Genomic DNA, 17,498 nt, shown 5'->3' with positions numbered 1-17,498 from the left:
CCACGGCTTCCGGCCCCCGCCGGGCCGAGGGGGCCGACGGGGCCGAGGGGGCCAAGGGGCTGGGGTGCCGAGGGGGGCCGAGCACTCCTCGGCAGGGTGGTGGCAGGTGCACGGTGCCGCACCGGGTGGACGGCGTGCCCAGGTGCCCAGGTAGTCGGAGGATCGCTGGTGACCGCCGCCCCACGCCTCGCGGCCGACCCCGCACCACTCCGAGAAAGGCAGCTCCATGAACTCGCCGAGCAGCTCCTCCGCCGCGCCCGGTACCGTCCCGCCCGCGCCGGCGTCGCCGGTCCCGACGCCCGCACCCGTACGGCACGCCTTCGCGCTATGGATGATCGCGGTGGCGGCCGGGGCGTTCGAGACGGTGCTCGCCGTCAGCGAGATGGCCGCCGACGGTTCTGGATCGGCAGGCGGGATCGGGGTGGGTCTGGCCATTCGGCTGACCGTCTTCACCGCCGCGTGGTGGTGCGCCGTACGCATGCGCCGGGGCCAGGGCTGGGCCCGCCTCGCCCTCACTCTCGCTCTGGGCATCGGGGGAACGGCGTCGATGGTGGCCGAGCCCCTTGGTCGCCTGGCCGACGGGGTGTCGGTCGGAGCGCTGCTCTCCGATGTCGGCGCACTGGATCTCGCCTTCGCCGTCAGCCGCACCCTGCATGTACTGGCCGTTCTCACCGCGGTGACCTTGATGTTCCTCCCGGCGGCGAACGCGTACTTCACCACTGCCCGTCGGAGCCGTGCCTCCGCCGCCCTCCCCGCGGAGCAGTAGGCGACGCGGCGTCACCCGCTTTCGCTCTTTCCCCTCCCGCCCCTTCTCCCTTCGTCAGCAGTCGGTTCGGCAGCGGTCGGTTCGGCAGCGGTCGGTCGTCAGTCGTCCGGGTCCGGCTCCGCAAGCACCGTGGTCAGCCCCTGCTCCTCGAACCGGTGGCGGTCGGCGTCCGTGATACCGCTGTCGGTGAGGAAGGTGTCGAACAGGTCCGGGCCGCCGATGCGGGCGAAGCAGCGCACGCCGACCTTCGAGGAGTCGGTGACCACCACGGCCCGTTCCGCCCGCTGGGCCATCAGCCCGTTGATGCGCCCCTCCGACTCGTCGTGCACGGTGGCCCCCTCCTGGGGATCCATACCGTTGGCGCCGATGAACGCGATGTCCACGGTGATCTCGCCCAGTACCAATTCGCTGTAGGGGCCGGTCAGTTCGAACGTCCGGGAGTGCGCCACCCCGCCCGTCAGCACCGTCTTGATCTGCGGCCGTACCGCCAGTTCGTAGGCGATGTTCAAGGCGTTGGTGACGATGGTCAGACGCGGCTGCGGGCCGGGCTCGGCCAGGTCGGGCCGGTCGGTCAGCGCACGGGCGATCTCCGTGGTCGTCGTGCCGCCGCTCAGGCCGACCACGCTGCCGCGCTCCACCATTGCGGCGGCGGCCCGCGCCAGCGACTGCTTCGCGCCCACGTGGTGCCCACGCTTGTAGCGGATCGGCAGGTCGTAGGTCACCGCGCTGAGCACCGCGCCACCCCGGGTACGGGTGAGCAACTGCTGCTCTGCCAACGCGTCCATGTCGCGCCGCATCGTCGCCGCCGAGACCTCCAGCGCGGTGGCCGCCTCCTCGACCTCCACGCTGCCGCGCTGCCCCAGCAGTTCGAGCAGGGCATTCATCCGCTCATGGCGCTTCACCTGGTGTCGTCTCCCTCTCCGGCCCCTCGCCCCCGAGTATCTGCAGCAGCCGCGCCGCTTCGCTGCGCACCGCGTCCCGCGCCGGGGCCACGTACTTGCGCGAGTCGATGAGCGCGGGTTCGGCCTCCAGTACCTTACGCACGCCCCGCGTGAAGACCGAGACGAGATGCGTCGATATGTTGATCTTGGTCATACCGGCGGCGATGGCCGCCCGCAGCTCCTCGTCCGGGACCCCCGAGGAGCCGTGCAGCACCAGCGGCACCGGCAGTTTCTCCCGCAGCCGACCGATCAGTTCCAGATCCAGCTTCGCCGTACGCTCCCGCATCGCATGTGAGGAGCCCACCGCGACGGCCAGCGCGTCCACGCCCGTGGCCGCGACGAACTCCAGCGCCTCGCCCGGGTCGGTCCGCACCCCCGGCGCGTGCACCCCGTCCTTGCCGCCCACCTCGCCCAGCTCCGCCTCAACGAACGCCTCCCGGTCGTGGCACCAGGCCGTCAGCCGCGCGGTCGTCGCGACGTTCTGGGTGTACGGCAGCGTGGAGGCGTCGATCATCACCGAACCGACCCCCGCCGCGACGCCCTGCCGGATCAGCTCGGGGTCGGTGATGTGGTCCAGGTGCACCGAGACCTCGGTCCCGGCGGCCTCCGCCAGTGCGAGGGTGGCGCGGGTGATCGGCAGCAGACTGCCGTGGTAGCGCACGCAGTTCTCGCTGATCTGCAGGATGAGCGGACGGCCGGTCTGGTCGGCGGCTGCGACCAGTGCCTCGGCGGTCTCCAGATGGATGACGTTGAAAGCGGCAGCGCCGGTGCCCGCCGCACGGGCGTCGGCGAGGATCGAGGCGGTGGGAACGAGGGGCATCGCGGGCTCCTTGGTCGGGCGGCGGGACGGCGGGACGGCGACCGGCACGGCGGCGGACCGGTACGGCGGCAGGGCAGGACGGGGGCGGCTGAGGCTCGTGGTCGGCCGCCCGCATCGCTCGCGGTCAGCCGTCCAGCATCACCGAGCGGGTGAGACTGCGGGGGTTGTCCGGGTCGAGGCCCCGGACGCGTGCCCGCTCCAGCGCGACCCGGTGGATCAGCACCAGATCGGCGAGCGGGTCCCTGGGGTGGCACACGAACCGGGCGCCGGTCGCGGTCACTTCGGCCTCCAGCCCTTCCGGTGCCTGGCCGAGGAGCCAGGTGACCCGCCCAGGGGCGGCGATGGCTATCGGCCCGTGCCGGTACTCCATGGCCGGGTAGGACTCCGTCCAGCTCTGGGACGCCTCCCGCATCTTCAACGCCGCCTCGTTGGCCAGGCCGAAGGTCCAGCCGGTGCCGAGGAAGGAGAACTGCTCGGCGTCCAGCCACTCCTGCTCCAGCGGGCAGGACAGCGCCTCCTGCGCGTCACTCACCGGGCCTGCCAGGTCCTCACCGAGGTGTGCGCGCAGCAGCGCGAGGGCGGAGGTGGCGAAGCGGGTCTGCACCACGGACTTCTCGTCGGCGAAGGGCAGTGCGACCGTCTCGTCCGACAGCGAGGTGGCCGGGGTGTCCGCGTCGCCCAGCACCGTAATGGTCGGGATCCGGCCCCGCACTGCCTCCAGCACGCGCAGCACCTCCGTGGTGGTGCCGGAGCGGGTGATCGCGACCACGGCGTCGTATCCCCGGGCCGCGCCGAGGAAGGCTTCCGACGCGGCGAACGCGTCCGTCACTCCCAGACCGGCCCCCTCGCGCAGCGCCGCGTAGGACTGGGCCATGAACCAGGAGGTTCCGCAGCCGACCACGGCCACCCGGGCGCCCGCCGCCGGGAGGGGGGTGTCACCGGAGCCGATCTTCGCCGCGGCCCGCCAGGTCTCCGGCTGGCTGCGCAACTCCTGCTCCATGTATGCCGTCTCGCCCATGAGTGGGACCCCCTCCTGGACCGGAGCCCCTCGGCCCGGTGCGCAAAGTTGCGTGAAATCTCTGTCTTTCGCGCAACTTTACGCAGCCTGCCGACGGCTGTCCATCCCACTCCCGGGTGACGGTGAGCGCCCGCCGGGCGATCAGCGGGCGCTCACCGCGATCAGCAGCTGCTCATCCCGCTACGACCCTCCGCGTCTCCGCGAGGAAGCAGCCGAACTCGACCGCGCGGACATGCACCGCGGCCACCAGCGGGTCGGCGTACAGCTGGGCCAGCCCTTCCTCGACGGTCGGCGTCTTCTCCCGCGTCCCGTCCAGCAGCAGTCCGCCGAGGATGCGGCCGTCGGCGGAGTAGGCGCGCAGGGTGCGCCGTTCGCCGCGCATCGCTTCCGGGTAGCCGCCGTCCGCGGCGCCCGCCCAGCCGCCGCAGTCGTGCGGGTGGATGAAGACCGGCCCCACCTCGTCGTACGCGCCCGGGTCCGCGCCGGTCTCCCGTGCCCAGCGCCGCAACGGCGCGTACGAGACCAGGGCGAGGGTCTCGCCCGGCCTGCTCCGCTCCAGGCAGCAGCGCAGCGGGTTGCCGCCCTCCTCGTCCACCACCCGGCGCGGTGGCGCGCCCGCGTCGTCGCGGGTGCGCAGTTCCTCCAGCGTCTGCGCCGGAATCGCTCGTATCTCGTAGTCCGTGCTCATGCACCCAGGCTCGGTCGGCCGTGGCCCGGATGCTGGCGGCTTTCGGTCGTGGCGTTCGACGGGCGCGAAGAGGGGTTCGGGCCGCGCCGGGGAGCAGTGGCGGCCACGCCGTGGAGCCTCCGTGGAGCCCTCGTGGGGGCTTGTGGATTGGCGGCACTGTCCATAGCATCGCCGGTGTTACATCAGTTGTGTCACAGTGCTGGGGGCCCGATGGCAGCAGCGGAAGAGCACGTCGGACCCCCAGCCGGGGGCCCGCTGGCCGGGGTGCGTGTCGTGGAGCTCGCCGGGATAGGTCCGGGGCCGTTCGCCGCCATGACGCTCGCGGACCTCGGAGCCGATGTCGTCCGGGTCGACCGGCCCGGCGGCGGTTCGCTCGCTGTCCCGGCCGAGTACGACGTCACCAACCGCAACAAGCGCTCCGTGGTCCTCGACCTCAAACAGCGGGCGGGGGTCGCCGCGGCCCTCTCGCTCGTCGAGCGCGCCGATGTGCTCATCGAGGGGTTCCGGCCCGAAGTCGCCGAGCGCCTCGGAGTCGGCCCCGAGGTCTGCCTCGCCCGCAACCCGCGCCTGGTCTACGGCCGGATGACCGGCTGGGGCCAGGATGGGCCGCTGGCGCAGCGGGCCGGGCACGACATCGGCTACATCGCCGTCACCGGAGCCCTCGGGATGACCGGACCGGCCGAGGGCCCACCCGTCGCGCCCGCCAATCTGCTGGGCGACTACGCGGGAGGCTCCCTCTACCTGGTCATCGGCGTGCTGGCGGCGCTGCAGCACGCGCGCGGCCCGCAGGGCGCCGGACAGGTCGTGGACGCGGCGATCGTGGACGGTACGAGCCATCTGACGGCGATGCTCCAGGGACTGCTCGCCGCGGGCCGCTGGCAGGACCGGCGCGCCGCCAATCTGCTGGACGGCGGCTGCCCCTTCTACGGCACCTATGCCACCTCCGACGGCGGCTTCATGGCCGTCGGCGCCCTGGAGCCCGCGTTCTACGCGGAGTTCGTCCGGCTGCTCGGCGTCGCCGACCAGGCGCCGCCGCGCGACGACCTCGCCGGGTGGGAGACGCTGCGGGAGCTGATCGCCGCCCGGTTCGCCTCCCGTACGCGCGCGGAGTGGACAGCGGTCTTCCAGGACACCGACGCCTGCGTGGCCCCGGTGCTCTCGCTGACCGAGGCGCCCTCCCATCCGCAGCTGGCGGCACGCGGCACCTATGTGGAGCACGGCGGTATCACGCAGCCGGCGCCCGCTCCCCGGTTCTCCGCGACACCCACCCGGGTCGCCTCCGGCCCGGCCCGGCCCGGCGCGCACACCGCCGAGGTCGCCCGCGACTGGGACGTCCCGGCCCTGACCGCGACCGCGGGGCCGGCCGAGGCGGACCGGCCACGCCCAGCAGCCTCCCGCCCGCGCGAAGGAGACCACCCCACGCCATGAAGCAGCAGACGAACCAGCAGCTGAATCATCAGCTGAAGCGGCAGATCTTCACCGACGACCATGAGGCGTTCCGGCAGACCGTGCGCACCTTCCTGGCCAAGGAGGTGGAGCCGTACTACGCGCAGTGGGAGCACGACGGCGTCGTCTCCCGCGAGGTGTGGCGGGCGGCCGGGCGGCAGGGGCTCCTCGGGCTCGCCGTGCCCGAGGAGTACGGCGGCGGGGGAGAGCCGGACTTCCGCTACGCCGCCGTACTCGCCGAGGAGTTCACCCGGGCGGGCGCTCCCGGCCTGGCGATCGGCCTGCACAACGACATCGTCGGCCCGTACCTCACCTCGCTGGCGACCGAAGAGCAGAAGCAGCGCTGGCTGCCGGGCTTCTGTTCGGGCGAGACCATCACGGCCATCGCCATGACCGAGCCCGGCGCCGGCTCCGACCTGCAGGCGATCCGCACCACGGCCGAGGACCACGGCGACCACTGGGTGCTGAACGGTTCGAAGACGTTCATCTCCAACGGCATCCTGGCCGACCTGGTCGTCGTCGTGGCCAGGACCAGGCCCGAGGGCGGTGCGCACGGGATGAGCCTGCTGGTGGTCGAGCGGGGCATGGACGGCTTCGAACGCGGGCGCAACCTCGACAAGATCGGCCAGAAGGCGCAGGACACCGCCGAGCTGTTCTTCACCGACGTACGCGTCCCCAAGGAGAATCTGCTCGGTGAGCTCGACGGCGCTTTCGTGCATCTGATGACCAACCTCGCGCAGGAGCGGATGGCCATCGCCGTCTCCGGGATCGCCGCCGCCGAGCAGCTGCTGGAGCTCACCACCGCGTACGTCAAGGAGCGCACCGCGTTCGGCCGGCCGCTGGCCAAGCTCCAGCACATCCGCTTCGAGATCGCCGAACTGGCCACCGAGTGCGCCGTCACCCGCTCCTTCCTGGACCGCTGCATCGAGGACCACGCCAAGGGAGAGCTGGACGCGGTGCACGCGTCCATGGCCAAGTGGTGGGCGACCGAGCTGCAAAAGCGCGCCGCCGACCGCTGCCTGCAGCTGCACGGCGGCTACGGGTACATGAACGAGTACCGGGTCGCCAAGGCCTTCACCGACGGCCGTATCCAGACCATCTACGGCGGTACCACCGAGATCATGAAGGAGATCATCGGACGGTCGCTGCTGAACTGAGTCGCTGCTGAACTGAGATGTCGCTGCCGAACTGAGACGCCGCGCCGCCCTCGGCCCCCGGTTCCCCTCCGCACCCGTACGAAAGGCACCCTCGTGAGCCCAGAAGCGTATCTGTACGAGGCCATCCGCACCCCGCGCGGGCGCGGCAAGGCCAACGGCGCCCTGCACGGCACCAAGCCCGTCGATCTGGTCGTCGGCCTCATCGACGAGCTGCGCCGCCGGCTGCCCGACCTGGAGCCGCAGGCCATCGACGACATCGTGCTCGGCGTCGTCAGCCCTGTCGGGGACCAGGGCTCGGACATCGCCAAGATCGCCGCCATCGCGGCCGGACTGCCCGACACCGTCGCAGGAGTCCAGGAGAACCGCTTCTGCGCCTCCGGTCTGGAAGCCGTCAACCTGGCCGCGGCCAAGGTCCGCTCCGGCTGGGAGGACCTTGTGCTGGCGGGCGGTGTGGAGTCCATGTCGCGGGTGAAGATGGGCTCGGACGGCGGCGCCTGGTTCAACGACCCGATGACCAGCTTCGAGACCGGCTTCGTCCCCCAGGGCATCGGCGCCGACCTCATCGCCACACTGGAGGGCTTCAGCCGCCGCGACGTGGACGAGTACGCGGCGCGCTCGCAGGAGCTGGCCGCGCAGGCGTGGAAGGAGGGCCGGTTCGAGCGCTCCGTGGTGCCCGTGCGGGACCGCAACGGGCTCACCGTGCTCGACCATGACGAGCACATCCGCCCCGGCACCACCGCCGAGACCCTCGCGGGCCTCAAGCCGTCGTTCGCCACCATCGGGGAGATGGGCGGCTTCGACGCCGTCGCGCTGCAGAAGTACCACTGGGTGGAGAAGATCGACCACGTCCACCACGCAGGCAACTCCTCGGGCATCGTGGACGGTTCGGCGCTGGTGGCCATCGGCAGCGAGGAGGTCGGCAAGCGGTACGGGCTGCGCCCCCGGGCGCGGATCGTCTCCGCAGCCGTCTCGGGCGCCGATCCGACCATCATGCTGACGGGCCCGGCCCCGGCCTGCCGCAAGGCCCTCGCCAAGGCCGGGCTGACGGTGGAGGACATCGCCGTCGCGGAGATGAACGAGGCCTTCGCGGCCGTGGTGCTGAGGTTCGCCAAGGACATGGGGCTGCCCCTGGAGAAGGTGAACGTGAACGGCGGCGCCATCGCCATGGGGCATCCGCTGGGGGCCACCGGCGCGATGCTGCTCGGTACGTGCGTCGACGAGTTGGAGCGGACGGACCAGCGGTACGGGCTGGTCACGCTGTGCGTGGGGGGCGGCATGGGCGTCGCCACCGTCGTGGAGCGGCTGTAGCCGCCCGCGCCCGCCGCGACCGCCTCCCTGCCCCGCCCGAACCGGCTTTCACCCTGGAGACCAACCCATGTCTGAACCCACCGCAGCAACGACCATCCGCTGGGACCAGGACAGCGACGGGATCGTCACCCTGACCCTCGACGACCCGGACCAGTCCGCGAACACCATGAACGCCGCCTTCCGGACCTCCCTCACCGCCGTCGCCGACCGGCTGGAGGCCGAGCGGGAGAGCGTGCGAGGGGTCATCGTGACCTCCGCCAAGCAGAGCTTCTTCGCGGGCGGAGACCTGCGACTGCTCGTCCAGGCGCGGCCGGAGGGCGCCCAGGAGGTCTTCGACTACGGAATGCGGGTCAAGCGCGATCTGCGCCGGATCGAGACCCTCGGGGTGCCGGTCGTGGCGGCGATCAACGGTGCGGCGCTGGGCGGCGGGCTGGAGATCGCGCTCGCCTGCCACCACCGGGTGGCGCTCGATGCCCAGGGCTCCAGGATCGGCTGCCCGGAGGCGACACTGGGCCTGCTCCCGGGCGGTGGCGGCGTCACCCGCACGGTGCGGCTGCTCGGCATCACCGACGCGCTGCTCAACGTGCTGCTCCAGGGGCAGCAGTACCGCCCGGGAAAGGCCAAGGAGATCGGCCTGGTGCACGAGGTCGTGCAGACGCCCGAGGAGATGCTGGCGGCGGCCCGTGCCTTCATCGAGGCCAATCCCACCTCCCAGCAGCCCTGGGACGTCAAGGGGTACAAGATCCCCGGGGGCACGCCCGCCCACCCCAGGTTCGCGGAGAACCTGCCCGCCTTCCCCGCCAACCTCAAGAAGCAGACGGCCGGCGCCCCCTGTCCGGCGCAGCGCAACATCCTGGCCGCCGCCGTCGAGGGTGCCCAGGTGGACTTCGAGACCGCGCAGGTGATCGAGGCCCGCTACTTCGTCGAGCTGGTCTGCGGGCAGATCTCCACCAACATGATCCAGGCCTTCTTCTTCGACCTGCAGGCCGTCAACGCGGGCCGCAGCAGGCCGGAGGGCATCGCCGAGCGCAAGGTCACCAAGGTGGCGGTGCTGGGCGCGGGCATGATGGGTGCCGGTATCGCCTACTCCTGTGCCAAGGCGGGTATCGAGGTGGTGCTCAAGGACGTCTCGCAGGAGGCGGCGGAGAAGGGCAAGGCCTACTCCGCCGGGTTGCTGGACAAGGCGCTCTCCCGGGGCAGGACGACCGAGGCCGAGCGGGAAGCGCTGCTGGCCCGGATCGTCCCCACCGCCGACCCGCAGGCGGTGGCGGGCTGCGACGCCGTGATCGAGGCGGTGTTCGAGGACCCCGCGCTCAAGCACAAGGTCTTCCAGGAGATCCAGCAGCTGGTCGCCCCGGACGCCCTGCTGTGCTCGAACACCTCCACCCTGCCGATCACCGCGCTCGCCGAAGGCGTCGAGCGGCAGGACGACTTCATCGGACTGCACTTCTTCTCACCCGTCGACAAGATGCCGCTGGTCGAGATCATCAAGGGCCGGCGGACCGGGGACGAGGCACTGGCCCGCGCGTTCGATCTCGTACGCCAGATCCGCAAGACGCCCATCGTCGTCAACGACTCGCGCGGTTTCTTCACCTCCCGGGTCATCGGCCACTTCATCAACGAGGGCGTCGCCCTGCTGGCCGAAGGAGTCGACCCTGCCACCGTGGAGCAGGCCGCGGCGCAGGCCGGCTACCCCGCGAAGGTCCTCTCCCTGATGGACGAGCTCACCCTCACCCTGCCGCGCAAGATCCGCGACGAGACGCGGCAGGCCCTGCGCGCGGAGGGCAAGGAGCTGCCCGCGCACCCGGCCGACGCCGTACTGGACCGGATGGTGGACGAGTTCGGCCGCACCGGGCGCAGCGGTGGCGCGGGCTTCTACGACTACGACGAGGACGGCAAGCGCCTCGGGCTGTGGCCGGGCCTGCGCGAGCACTTCACCGGGGAGGGCGCGGGCGGCGACGTCCCGTTCGAGGACATGAAGGAGCGGATGCTCTTCTCCGAGGCGCTGGACACCGTCCGGCTGTTCGAGGAGGGCGTGCTCACCACCGTCGCCGATGCCAACATCGGCTCCATCATGGGCATCGGCTTTCCGGCCTGGACGGGTGGCGTGATCCAGTACATCAACGGCTACGAGGGCGGGCCGCCCGGGTTCGTGGCCCGTGCCCGCCAGTTGGAGGAGCGCTACGGGGAGCGGTTCGCGGTGCCTTCGCTCCTTGCGGAGAAAGCCGCCCTGGGTGAGACCTTCAGCGACTGAGGGGCCGCGGATCTCTTCCGGTCAGGGGGTGCCCCTGGCTGTCGTTCGCGGGCTGCGGGTCGTTCGTGGTCGCTCGCGCAGTTCCCCGTGCCCCTTGCCGGGCGCGGGGTCCAGCGGGAAGACGGCCCGCAGCTCCTCCTTCATGGAGCGTTGGAACGCCGTCACCAGGGCCTGCACCACCATCGGTTGCATATGGGCGGAGAGCGACTTCATCCGCTCCAGCCGCTCCGGGTCCGACTCCACCTCCCGGTAGGGGTCCCACACCTCGCGCTTGAACAGCCGGCTCAGCTCACGGGCCGCCGAGCGGGTGTGCTCCATCATCACCTCGCGCGCCGCGAGGATCGCCTCCTGCGAGATGGGGACGTCCAGCAGCCGCACCCCGAGCTGCACCAGCGCCGGGTCGACGCGGAAGACGTCCGGGTCCTTCGTGCGGGCCAGGACGCTCATCGCCGCCAGCCGTTCGATGTCGTCGTCGGTCAGCTCCCGCCCGACGCGGCCCTCCAGCTGGGTGCGCGTCGTCTCGTCCACGGTGTCCGGCATCCAGGAGGCGACGACCGCGCGGTGGATCGCCAGGTCGTGGGCGCTGATGTCGTCGGGGAGCCGCTGCAGATAGCGTTCGATGGCGGCCAGCGTCATGCCCTGGTTCTGCAGTTCCTCGATGAGCGCCAGCCGGGAGAGATGCTCGGGACCGTACCGGCCGACACGGCGGGGGCCGATCGTGGGTGGCGGCAGCAGCCCGCGGGTGCTGTAGAAACGGACCGTACGCACGGTCACGCCGGCGCGGGCCGCGAGCTGGTCGACGGTGAGCTGGTCGGTGGGCTCGCCCACGCCGTCCTGTCGCTCCATCTGCCGCGCCCCTCTCACCGCGGCACCACGGGGGTGCCGTCCATACCGATCATGTTCAACAGTATTGCTGTCTCACCACTCCTGTGAAACCTTCGAGCCGCCCGGACCCTCGGCGGCGGCAGCACGGCATCACCTCTTCGGTCCACCTTCTCGTGCGGAGGCGCCATGACCACGATCCTGCGACTGCCCAAGGACGCCTCCGAGCTGACCGTCCCGGACCTGCTGCTGCGCAACGCCCAGGACCACGGCGACCGCCCGGCGCTGTCCTGGTACTCCGGCACCAGCCCCGGCACCGGGCGCACCACCCTCACCTGGGCCCAGGCCCGCCACCGGATCGCCGAACTGGCCGCCGGGCTCGCGGCGCTGGGCGTCGCCCGGGGCGAACATGTGCTGCTGATGATGGACAACCGCCCCGAACACTGGCTGACCGACCTGGCCCTCGTCCATCTCGGCGCCGTCCCCGTCTCCGTCTACGGCACTGCCGCGCCCGAGCAGCTCGCCCATGTCGTCCGGCACTCCAGGGCCCGTCTCGCCGTCGTCGGGGGAGCGGACGAACGAGCCCGCTGCCAGCCGCTGCTGGCCCCCGCCGGGGAGGCCCCCGGCCGGATCCGGCGGCTCGTGGTGGCCGACGACGACGCCGTGGGACCGCATACCGGATGGCGTTCCCTGCCGCGCCCGTACCCGCCCGCCGACTTCGAGGGCAGCTGGCGCCGGTCGCGCCCCGAGGATCCGGTGACCGTCGTCTACACCTCCGGCACCACCGGCGACCCCAAAGGCGTGGTCATCAGCCACCGCAACGTCGTCCTCAACGGCATCGCGCTCGACGGGATCGCCGAACTGCCCGACCACGCCGACCACATCTGCTATCTGCCCCTCGCCCACATCGCCGAGCGGATGCTGGGCATCTATCTGCCGGTCCTGCGCGCCTCGCACGTCCACCTGTGCCCCGGCCCCGGCGAGGTCGCCGCGCTCGTGCGGGAGCTGCGCCCCGCCGAGTTCTTCGGGGTGCCGCGGGTGTGGGAGAAGCTGGCCGCCGCCGTACGCACCATGCTGGAGTCGCTGCCCGCACCGCGCAGGACCGCCGTGGCCGAGGCGTCGAAGGTGGCCCGCGCCGTGGTGCGCTGCCGGGAGCGCGGCACCGAGCCCGACCCGCGACTGGCCGCGGCGCATGAGAAGGCCCACAGCGAGGTTCTGCGGCCCTTGCTCGCGCCCGTGGGCTTCGACCGGCTGGTCTGGACGGCCAGCGCCTCGGCCCCGATGCCCCCGGACGTACTCGACTTCTGGGCGGGCCTCGGCATCGTGATCATGGACGCTTGGGGGCTGACGGAGACCACCGGAGCCCTCACCCTCAACGGCCCCGCCGCCTTCCGCCTCGGCTCCGTCGGACGCCCGCTGGAGGGCACCGAGATCCGTACCGCCGAGGACGGCGAGATCCTGGTGCGCGGCACCACCCTGTTCGCCGGGTATCTGCGCCCCGACGGCTCGGTCGAGCCGGGCACCGACGCGGACGGCTGGTTCGCCACCGGCGACATCGGCCGTATCGACGAGGACGGCTTCCTGTGGCTGACCGACCGCAAGAAGGAGATGATCGTCACCTCCACGGGCAAGAACGTCTCCCCTGCGCTGGTCGAGAACGCCCTCAAGGAGCACCCGCTCGTCGGCCAGGCCCTGGTGGACGGGGACGGCCGCTCCTACCTGGTCGCCCTACTCGTCCTGGACGGTGAGACGGCCCGGGCCTGGGCGGCTCGCAACGGGATCGACCTACCGCCCGGCTCGCCCGGCGGACTGGCGGCGCACCCCGCCGTACGCGCCGAGGTCGACCGTGCCGTGGCCGCCGCCAACGCCCGCCTCAACCGCACCGAACAGGTCAAGCGCTACCGCCTGCTGGAGGACGAGTGGACGCCGCTGACCGGTGAGCTGACCCCCTCGCTCAAGCTGCGGCGGCGGGTCGTCCGGTCCCGTTACCGGCAGATCATCGACGGGTTGTACGAAGATCATGTGTGAGAAACCTCCTGGTGTGGTGTGCCTCACCGCATAGCCGGGGTCTCGGGGGTTAGGTGACGCTTCGGTCCGCAGCCGTGATCACGGCGGCCGTCGGCCCGGCAAAGCCCATCCCTGAGTGAGTTGGACCAACTGTGAGCAACGACGTCGTCCAGGACGCCACACCGTCGCAACCCGGCGGGGGCGGCCAGGTCGCACCGCCGCCCCCGAACGGGGCGGTCGCGGATGCCGGTGACACCGGCTACAGCAAGGACCTCAAAGCACGTCACATCAACATGATCGCCATCGGCGGGGCGATCGGTACCGGGCTCTTCCTGGGCGCCGGCGGGCGCCTCGCCTCCGCGGGACCCGCGCTCGCCCTCGCCTACGCCGTCTGCGGCCTGTTCGCGTTCTTCGTCGTCAAGGCACTCGGCGAACTGGTGCTGCACCGGCCCTCGTCCGGTTCCTTCGTCTCCTACTCACGCGAGTTCCTCGGTGAGAAGGGCGCCTACGTCGCCGGTTGGATGTACTTTCTCAACTGGTCGACGACCGGCATCGCCGACATCACCGCCATCGCGCTCTACACGCACTACTGGAGCTTCTTCACCGACATCCCGCAGTGGGTGCTCGCGCTGATCGCGCTGGCCGTGGTGCTGGCCATCAACATGATCTCCGTGAAGATCTTCGGTGAGCTGGAGTTCTGGTTCGCCGTGATCAAGGTGGCGGCGCTGGTGGTCTTCATGGCCATCGGCATCGTGCTGCTCGCCACCCAGCACCCGGTCGGCGGCACCACCCCCGGACTCGGCCAGATCACCGACCACGGCGGCGTCTTTCCCAGCGGACTGATGCCCGTGGTGATCGTGATGCAGGGCGTGGTCTTCGCCTACTCCTGCGTGGAACTGGTGGGCGTGACCGCGGGGGAGACCGCCGAGCCGCACAAGGTCGTGCCCAAGGCCGTCAACGCCATCATGTGGCGCGTGGGCTTCTTCTACGTCGGCTCCGTGCTGCTGCTCGCGCTGCTGCTGCCCTGGAACCAGTTCGAGGAGGGGGAGAGCCCGTTCGTGACCGTGCTCTCCAAGCTGGGCGTCTCCGGGGCCGGCGATGTGATGAACCTCGTGGTCCTGACCGCCGCCATGTCCAGCCTCAACTCCGGCCTCTACTCGACCGGGCGCATCCTGCGGTCCATGGCGGCCGCCGGGTCGGCGCCCAGGTTCACCGCCCGGATGAACGCCAGCCAGGTGCCGTACGGCGGCATCCTGCTGACTGCCGCCGTGTGTGTCGTGGGGGTCGGCCTCAACTATGTGGTGCCCGGCAAGGCGTTCGAGATCGTGCTGAACATCGCCGCGCTCGGCATCATCAGCACCTGGTGCACCATCATGCTCTGCCACATCGTGTTCGTACGGCGCGCCAAGGCCGGGCTGGTGGCCCGGCCCTCCTTCCGGCTGCCCGGCTCGCCCGTCACCGAGTGGGTGACGATCGCTTTCCTGGTCGGCGTTGTTGTCCTGATGTGGAACGACCCCGACGTCGGGCGCAGGACGGTGATGCTGGTGCCGGTGATCGCCGCCGCGCTGGTGGGCGGCTGGTACGCGGTGCGGGGGCGCGTGCGCGCGCTTGCTGCCGAGGAGCAGCTGAAGTAGGGGTGCCCCTTGCTGCCCGTCGCAGGCTGCGGGTCGGCTGTGGCTCGTCGCGCGGTTCCCCGCGCCCCTTCAGGGGCGCGGGGAACCGCGCGAGCAGCTAGTGCAGCCGCACAGGCAGCTCGTACAGCTCGTTCTGCGTGATCGCGGGCTTGTTGCGGAGCTCGGCGGGGTCGACCGCGAGGTCGAGCTCCGGGAAGCGGTCGAAGAGCGCCGGGAGGGCCACCAGCGCCTCCAGCCGGGACAGCGGCGCCCCGGGGCACACATGCGGGCCGTGGCCGAAGGACAGGTGCCGCGTCGGGGTGCGGGTCACATCGAAGCGCTCGGCGTCGGCGCCGTGGTGCCGCTCGTCCCGCCCGATCGCGCCATAGGCGATGATCACCGCGTCGCCCCGCTTCATCACGGTGCCGCCGACCTCCACGTCCTCGGTGGCGAAGCGGATCAGCACATGGGTGGTCGGCGCGTCCCAGCGCAGGGTCTCCTCGATGGCCGCCTCCCAACTCACCTCGCCGGAGCGGACCAGGGCGAGCTGTTCGGGGTGGGTGAGCAGCGCCCGCACCGCGCTGACGATCAGGCTGATCGTCGTCTCGTGACCCGCGGTGATCAGCACCTGGACGGTGGCGACGATCTCCTCGTCGCTGAGCGAGTCGCCCTCCTCGGCCGCCGCCAGCAGCGCGCTGGTCAGATCGTCGCCGGGCGCCTGCTTCTTCTGCGCGACGACGGCGCTGAACAGCGCCCCCAGCTCGGCGATGATGGCCGGGACCTCCTCGGCCGGTGTGACGCTGCTGAAGAAGCCGTCGTACAGCGTGCGCAGCCGGGGGATCTGGGTGGTGTCGATGCCCAGCAGGTCGCCGATGACGGCCATCGGCAGCGGGTAGGCGAAGGCGGACTTGAGATCGACGCGTCCGGCCGCGTCGGCCGAAGCGGCCAGCTCGTCCAGCAGCTCGTGGGTGATCTCCTCGATGCGGGGCCGCATCGCCGCCACCCGGCGCGGGGTGAGCGCCTGCGCGGTCAGGGTGCGCAGCCTGCGGTGCTCCGGGCCGTCGAAGGTGAGCATGCTGGGCCCCGGGTCGGCCAGCCCGATCAGCGGCCAGGTCTTCGGGATCTCGCCGCGCTGGTAGGCGGCCCAGTGGTCGATGTTCTTGACGAGCCTGCTGTCGGTCAGCAGCCGCCGGGCCTCCGCGTGCCGGGTGACCGCCCATACCCGTACCCCGCCCGGCAGCTCGACGGGTGCCAGGGGTCCGGCCGCGCGCAGCCGGGCGCCCTCGCCCGCCAGGTCGCGCACCAGCGGGTCGAGCACGATCACCTCGTCGCCGGTGCCTTCGCTGTCCGGGCCCGAACCGGTTCCGGTGACGGGGCACGACGTCATCTGCTGCCTCCTGCGGTGCTCTTGGGGGTCGGGGTGAAGCGGACCGGGAGCGAGGCCAGACCGCGCAGGAACGGCGAAGGGCGCCAGACCAGGGCCTGCGGACTCACTGCCAGGTCCACGTCAGGCAGCCGGTCCAGCAGGACCTCGATACCGGTACGCGCGATGCCCTCGGCGATGTCCTGCGCGGGGTAGGGGCAGCGGTGCTCGCCGTGCCCGAAGGAGAGGAAGGCGCTGTTGCCGCCGGTGAAGGAACCGCGGTCCGGGCGCACCTGGGGGTCGCCGTTGGCGGCGGCGAAGCTGAGCATCAGCAGGTCGCCCGCGGCGATATGGCGCCCCGCCAGCTGGGTGTCGCGCGTCGTCCAGCGGCCGGCGATGTTCTGGGTGGGGGTGTCCTCCCACAGCACTTCGTTCATGGCCTCGGCCACGCTGTGCCGACCGCCGGAGAGGGAGGCGGCGAAGCGGTCGTCGGTGAGCATCAGCCGCAGCGAGTTGCCGATCCAGTCGGCGGTCGGCTGGTGGCCGGCGACGATGTTCACCATCATGTCCTCGAGGATCTCCTCGAAGGAGAAGTCGCGCGCGTAGTCGTGGTACAGCAGCCGGGAGGCCACCCCGGCGGCCGGTGCGGCGCGGCGGGAGGCGAGCAGCGTGCTCATCGCCGACTTGACCGTGTCGCGACCCGCCAGCGCGTCAGGACCGCCGTCGACCAGCGCGTTGATGCTGGGCACCAGCCGGGCGCCGGCCTCGTCGGAGAAGCCGTAGAGCTGGGCGAGCACCAGCGCGGGCAGCACCTTGGCGTACTCGGAGATCAGATCGCCCGAGCCGCGCCCGCACAGTTCGTCGATCAGCCGGTCGGCGAACCGCTCGGAGTGGCTGCGCAGTTCGAACGGGTCCACGGCGGCGAGGGCGTCGCTGATCAGCGCAGCGCGGCGCTGGTGGCGCTCACCGACGGTGTAGAGGATCGAGGGCTGCTTGCCGACCATCGGCAGCAGCGGCCAGTCGGCCGGAATCTCGGGCCACCGGTTCCACAGCTGGGAGTCCCGGCTGAACAGCACCGGGTCGGAGGTGATCTGGTGCAGCTCCCGGTAACCGAGCACCAGCCAGCAGGGCACGTCTCCCGGCAGTACGACCGGGGCGATCGGGCCGTGCTGCTCGTAGATCTCCCGGTACAGCCGCGCGCGGTCGTTGTTCTGGAAGCGCGGCCCCATCAGGGGGACGGCGTCCGTGCCCTGGTGCGCGGGGCAACCGGGGGGCGGTGCGGAGGCGGTGCTGTG

General features: G+C 71.5%; 14 protein-coding genes. 7 read left to right on the top strand and 7 right to left on the bottom strand.

Annotated elements, in window-relative coordinates; translation table 11 throughout:
• Positions 1-226 precede the first annotated feature (226 nt).
• A complete protein-coding gene (locus JW613_RS02300; protein WP_209208979.1) occupies positions 227-766 on the top strand; it encodes a hypothetical protein in 540 nt (179 codons plus the stop codon).
• Positions 767-864: 98 nt separating this feature from the next.
• Here the strand turns inward: JW613_RS02300 and JW613_RS02295 are convergent, their stop codons facing one another.
• From JW613_RS02295 to JW613_RS02280, 4 genes are all read right to left on the bottom strand, one after another.
• Entirely contained in the window at positions 865-1,668 is an 804-nt protein-coding gene (locus JW613_RS02295) for a DeoR/GlpR family DNA-binding transcription regulator (RefSeq protein ID WP_307865755.1), read from the bottom strand.
• A complete protein-coding gene (locus tag JW613_RS02290; protein WP_209208978.1) occupies positions 1,655-2,527 on the bottom strand; it encodes a class II fructose-bisphosphate aldolase in 873 nt (290 codons plus the stop codon). Before JW613_RS02290 ends, JW613_RS02295 begins: the two co-directional genes overlap by 14 nt.
• 124 nt (positions 2,528-2,651) lie before the next feature.
• A complete protein-coding gene (locus JW613_RS02285; protein ID WP_209208977.1) occupies positions 2,652-3,545 on the bottom strand; it encodes an SIS domain-containing protein in 894 nt (297 codons plus the stop codon).
• A gap of 172 nt (positions 3,546-3,717) precedes the next feature.
• Positions 3,718-4,233: a DUF1203 domain-containing protein gene (locus tag JW613_RS02280; RefSeq protein WP_209208976.1), complete on the bottom strand. Its 516-nt coding sequence runs from the start codon at positions 4,231-4,233 to the stop codon at positions 3,718-3,720.
• A gap of 210 nt (positions 4,234-4,443) precedes the next feature.
• Between JW613_RS02280 and JW613_RS02275 the strand changes: the two genes are divergently transcribed.
• From JW613_RS02275 to JW613_RS02260, 4 genes are all read left to right on the top strand, one after another.
• A complete protein-coding gene (locus JW613_RS02275) occupies positions 4,444-5,661 on the top strand; it encodes a CaiB/BaiF CoA transferase family protein (RefSeq protein WP_209208975.1) in 1,218 nt (405 codons plus the stop codon).
• 32 nt (positions 5,662-5,693) lie between these two features.
• Positions 5,694-6,836, top strand: coding sequence for an acyl-CoA dehydrogenase family protein (locus JW613_RS02270; RefSeq protein ID WP_209209212.1), 1,143 nt, complete (start codon positions 5,694-5,696; stop codon positions 6,834-6,836).
• 93 nt (positions 6,837-6,929) lie between these two features.
• Positions 6,930-8,144, top strand: coding sequence for an acetyl-CoA C-acetyltransferase (locus tag JW613_RS02265; protein WP_209208974.1), 1,215 nt, complete (start codon positions 6,930-6,932; stop codon positions 8,142-8,144).
• 67 nt (positions 8,145-8,211) lie between these two features.
• Positions 8,212-10,398 carry a 3-hydroxyacyl-CoA dehydrogenase NAD-binding domain-containing protein gene (locus JW613_RS02260; RefSeq protein WP_209208973.1) on the top strand — a complete coding sequence of 729 codons (2,187 nt, stop codon included), beginning with the start codon at positions 8,212-8,214 and terminating at the stop codon, positions 10,396-10,398.
• A 21-nt stretch (positions 10,399-10,419) separates the two neighbouring features.
• Here the strand turns inward: JW613_RS02260 and JW613_RS02255 are convergent, their stop codons facing one another.
• Positions 10,420-11,244, bottom strand: coding sequence for a MerR family transcriptional regulator (locus tag JW613_RS02255; RefSeq protein WP_245224784.1), 825 nt, complete (start codon positions 11,242-11,244; stop codon positions 10,420-10,422).
• A gap of 165 nt (positions 11,245-11,409) precedes the next feature.
• Here JW613_RS02255 and JW613_RS02250 point away from each other — a divergent pair, with 165 nt between their 5' ends.
• Together JW613_RS02250 and JW613_RS02245 are read left to right on the top strand one after the other, a co-directional pair.
• Entirely contained in the window at positions 11,410-13,248 is a 1,839-nt protein-coding gene (locus tag JW613_RS02250; protein WP_209208972.1) for an AMP-dependent synthetase/ligase, read from the top strand.
• Between the two features lie 131 nt (positions 13,249-13,379).
• Complete coding sequence (locus tag JW613_RS02245) at positions 13,380-14,861, top strand: amino acid permease (RefSeq protein ID WP_209208971.1); 1,482 nt, start codon at positions 13,380-13,382, stop codon at positions 14,859-14,861.
• A gap of 97 nt (positions 14,862-14,958) precedes the next feature.
• Here JW613_RS02245 and JW613_RS02240 read toward each other — a convergent pair whose 3' ends face one another.
• Both JW613_RS02240 and JW613_RS02235 read right to left on the bottom strand, forming a co-directional pair.
• The gene (locus tag JW613_RS02240; protein ID WP_209208970.1) at positions 14,959-16,227 is read right to left on the bottom strand and encodes a cytochrome P450 family protein; all 1,269 of its coding nucleotides are present in this window, start codon (positions 16,225-16,227) and stop codon (positions 14,959-14,961) included.
• Entirely contained in the window at positions 16,224-17,432 is a 1,209-nt protein-coding gene (locus JW613_RS02235) for a cytochrome P450 (protein ID WP_209209211.1), read from the bottom strand. The genes JW613_RS02240 and JW613_RS02235 overlap by 4 nt, the downstream gene beginning before the upstream one ends.
• Between the last annotated feature and the right edge of the window lie 66 nt (positions 17,433-17,498).

This window comes from Streptomyces smyrnaeus, from assembly GCF_017676345.1.
GTDB classification, from domain to species: domain Bacteria; phylum Actinomycetota; class Actinomycetes; order Streptomycetales; family Streptomycetaceae; genus Streptomyces; species Streptomyces smyrnaeus.
This window is presented reverse-complemented; position numbering and strand designations above follow the sequence as displayed.

What these genes read in the sequence shown, in the direction of transcription:
- JW613_RS02300 (WP_209208979.1), top strand. Translation starts at nt 227, where the DNA reads ATGAACTCGCCGAGCAGCTCCTCCGCCGCGCCCGGTACCGTCCCGCCC.
- JW613_RS02290 (WP_209208978.1), bottom strand. Translation starts at nt 2,527, where the DNA reads ATGCCCCTCGTTCCCACCGCCTCGATCCTCGCCGACGCCCGTGCGGCG.
- JW613_RS02285 (WP_209208977.1), bottom strand. Translation starts at nt 3,545, where the DNA reads ATGGGCGAGACGGCATACATGGAGCAGGAGTTGCGCAGCCAGCCGGAG.
- JW613_RS02280 (WP_209208976.1), bottom strand. Translation starts at nt 4,233, where the DNA reads ATGAGCACGGACTACGAGATACGAGCGATTCCGGCGCAGACGCTGGAG.
- JW613_RS02275 (WP_209208975.1), top strand. Translation starts at nt 4,444, where the DNA reads ATGGCAGCAGCGGAAGAGCACGTCGGACCCCCAGCCGGGGGCCCGCTG.
- JW613_RS02260 (WP_209208973.1), top strand. Translation starts at nt 8,212, where the DNA reads ATGTCTGAACCCACCGCAGCAACGACCATCCGCTGGGACCAGGACAGC.
- JW613_RS02255 (WP_245224784.1), bottom strand. Translation starts at nt 11,244, where the DNA reads ATGGAGCGACAGGACGGCGTGGGCGAGCCCACCGACCAGCTCACCGTC.
- JW613_RS02250 (WP_209208972.1), top strand. Translation starts at nt 11,410, where the DNA reads ATGACCACGATCCTGCGACTGCCCAAGGACGCCTCCGAGCTGACCGTC.
- JW613_RS02240 (WP_209208970.1), bottom strand. Translation starts at nt 16,227, where the DNA reads ATGACGTCGTGCCCCGTCACCGGAACCGGTTCGGGCCCGGACAGCGAA.
- JW613_RS02235 (WP_209209211.1), bottom strand. Translation starts at nt 17,432, where the DNA reads ATGGGGCCGCGCTTCCAGAACAACGACCGCGCGCGGCTGTACCGGGAG.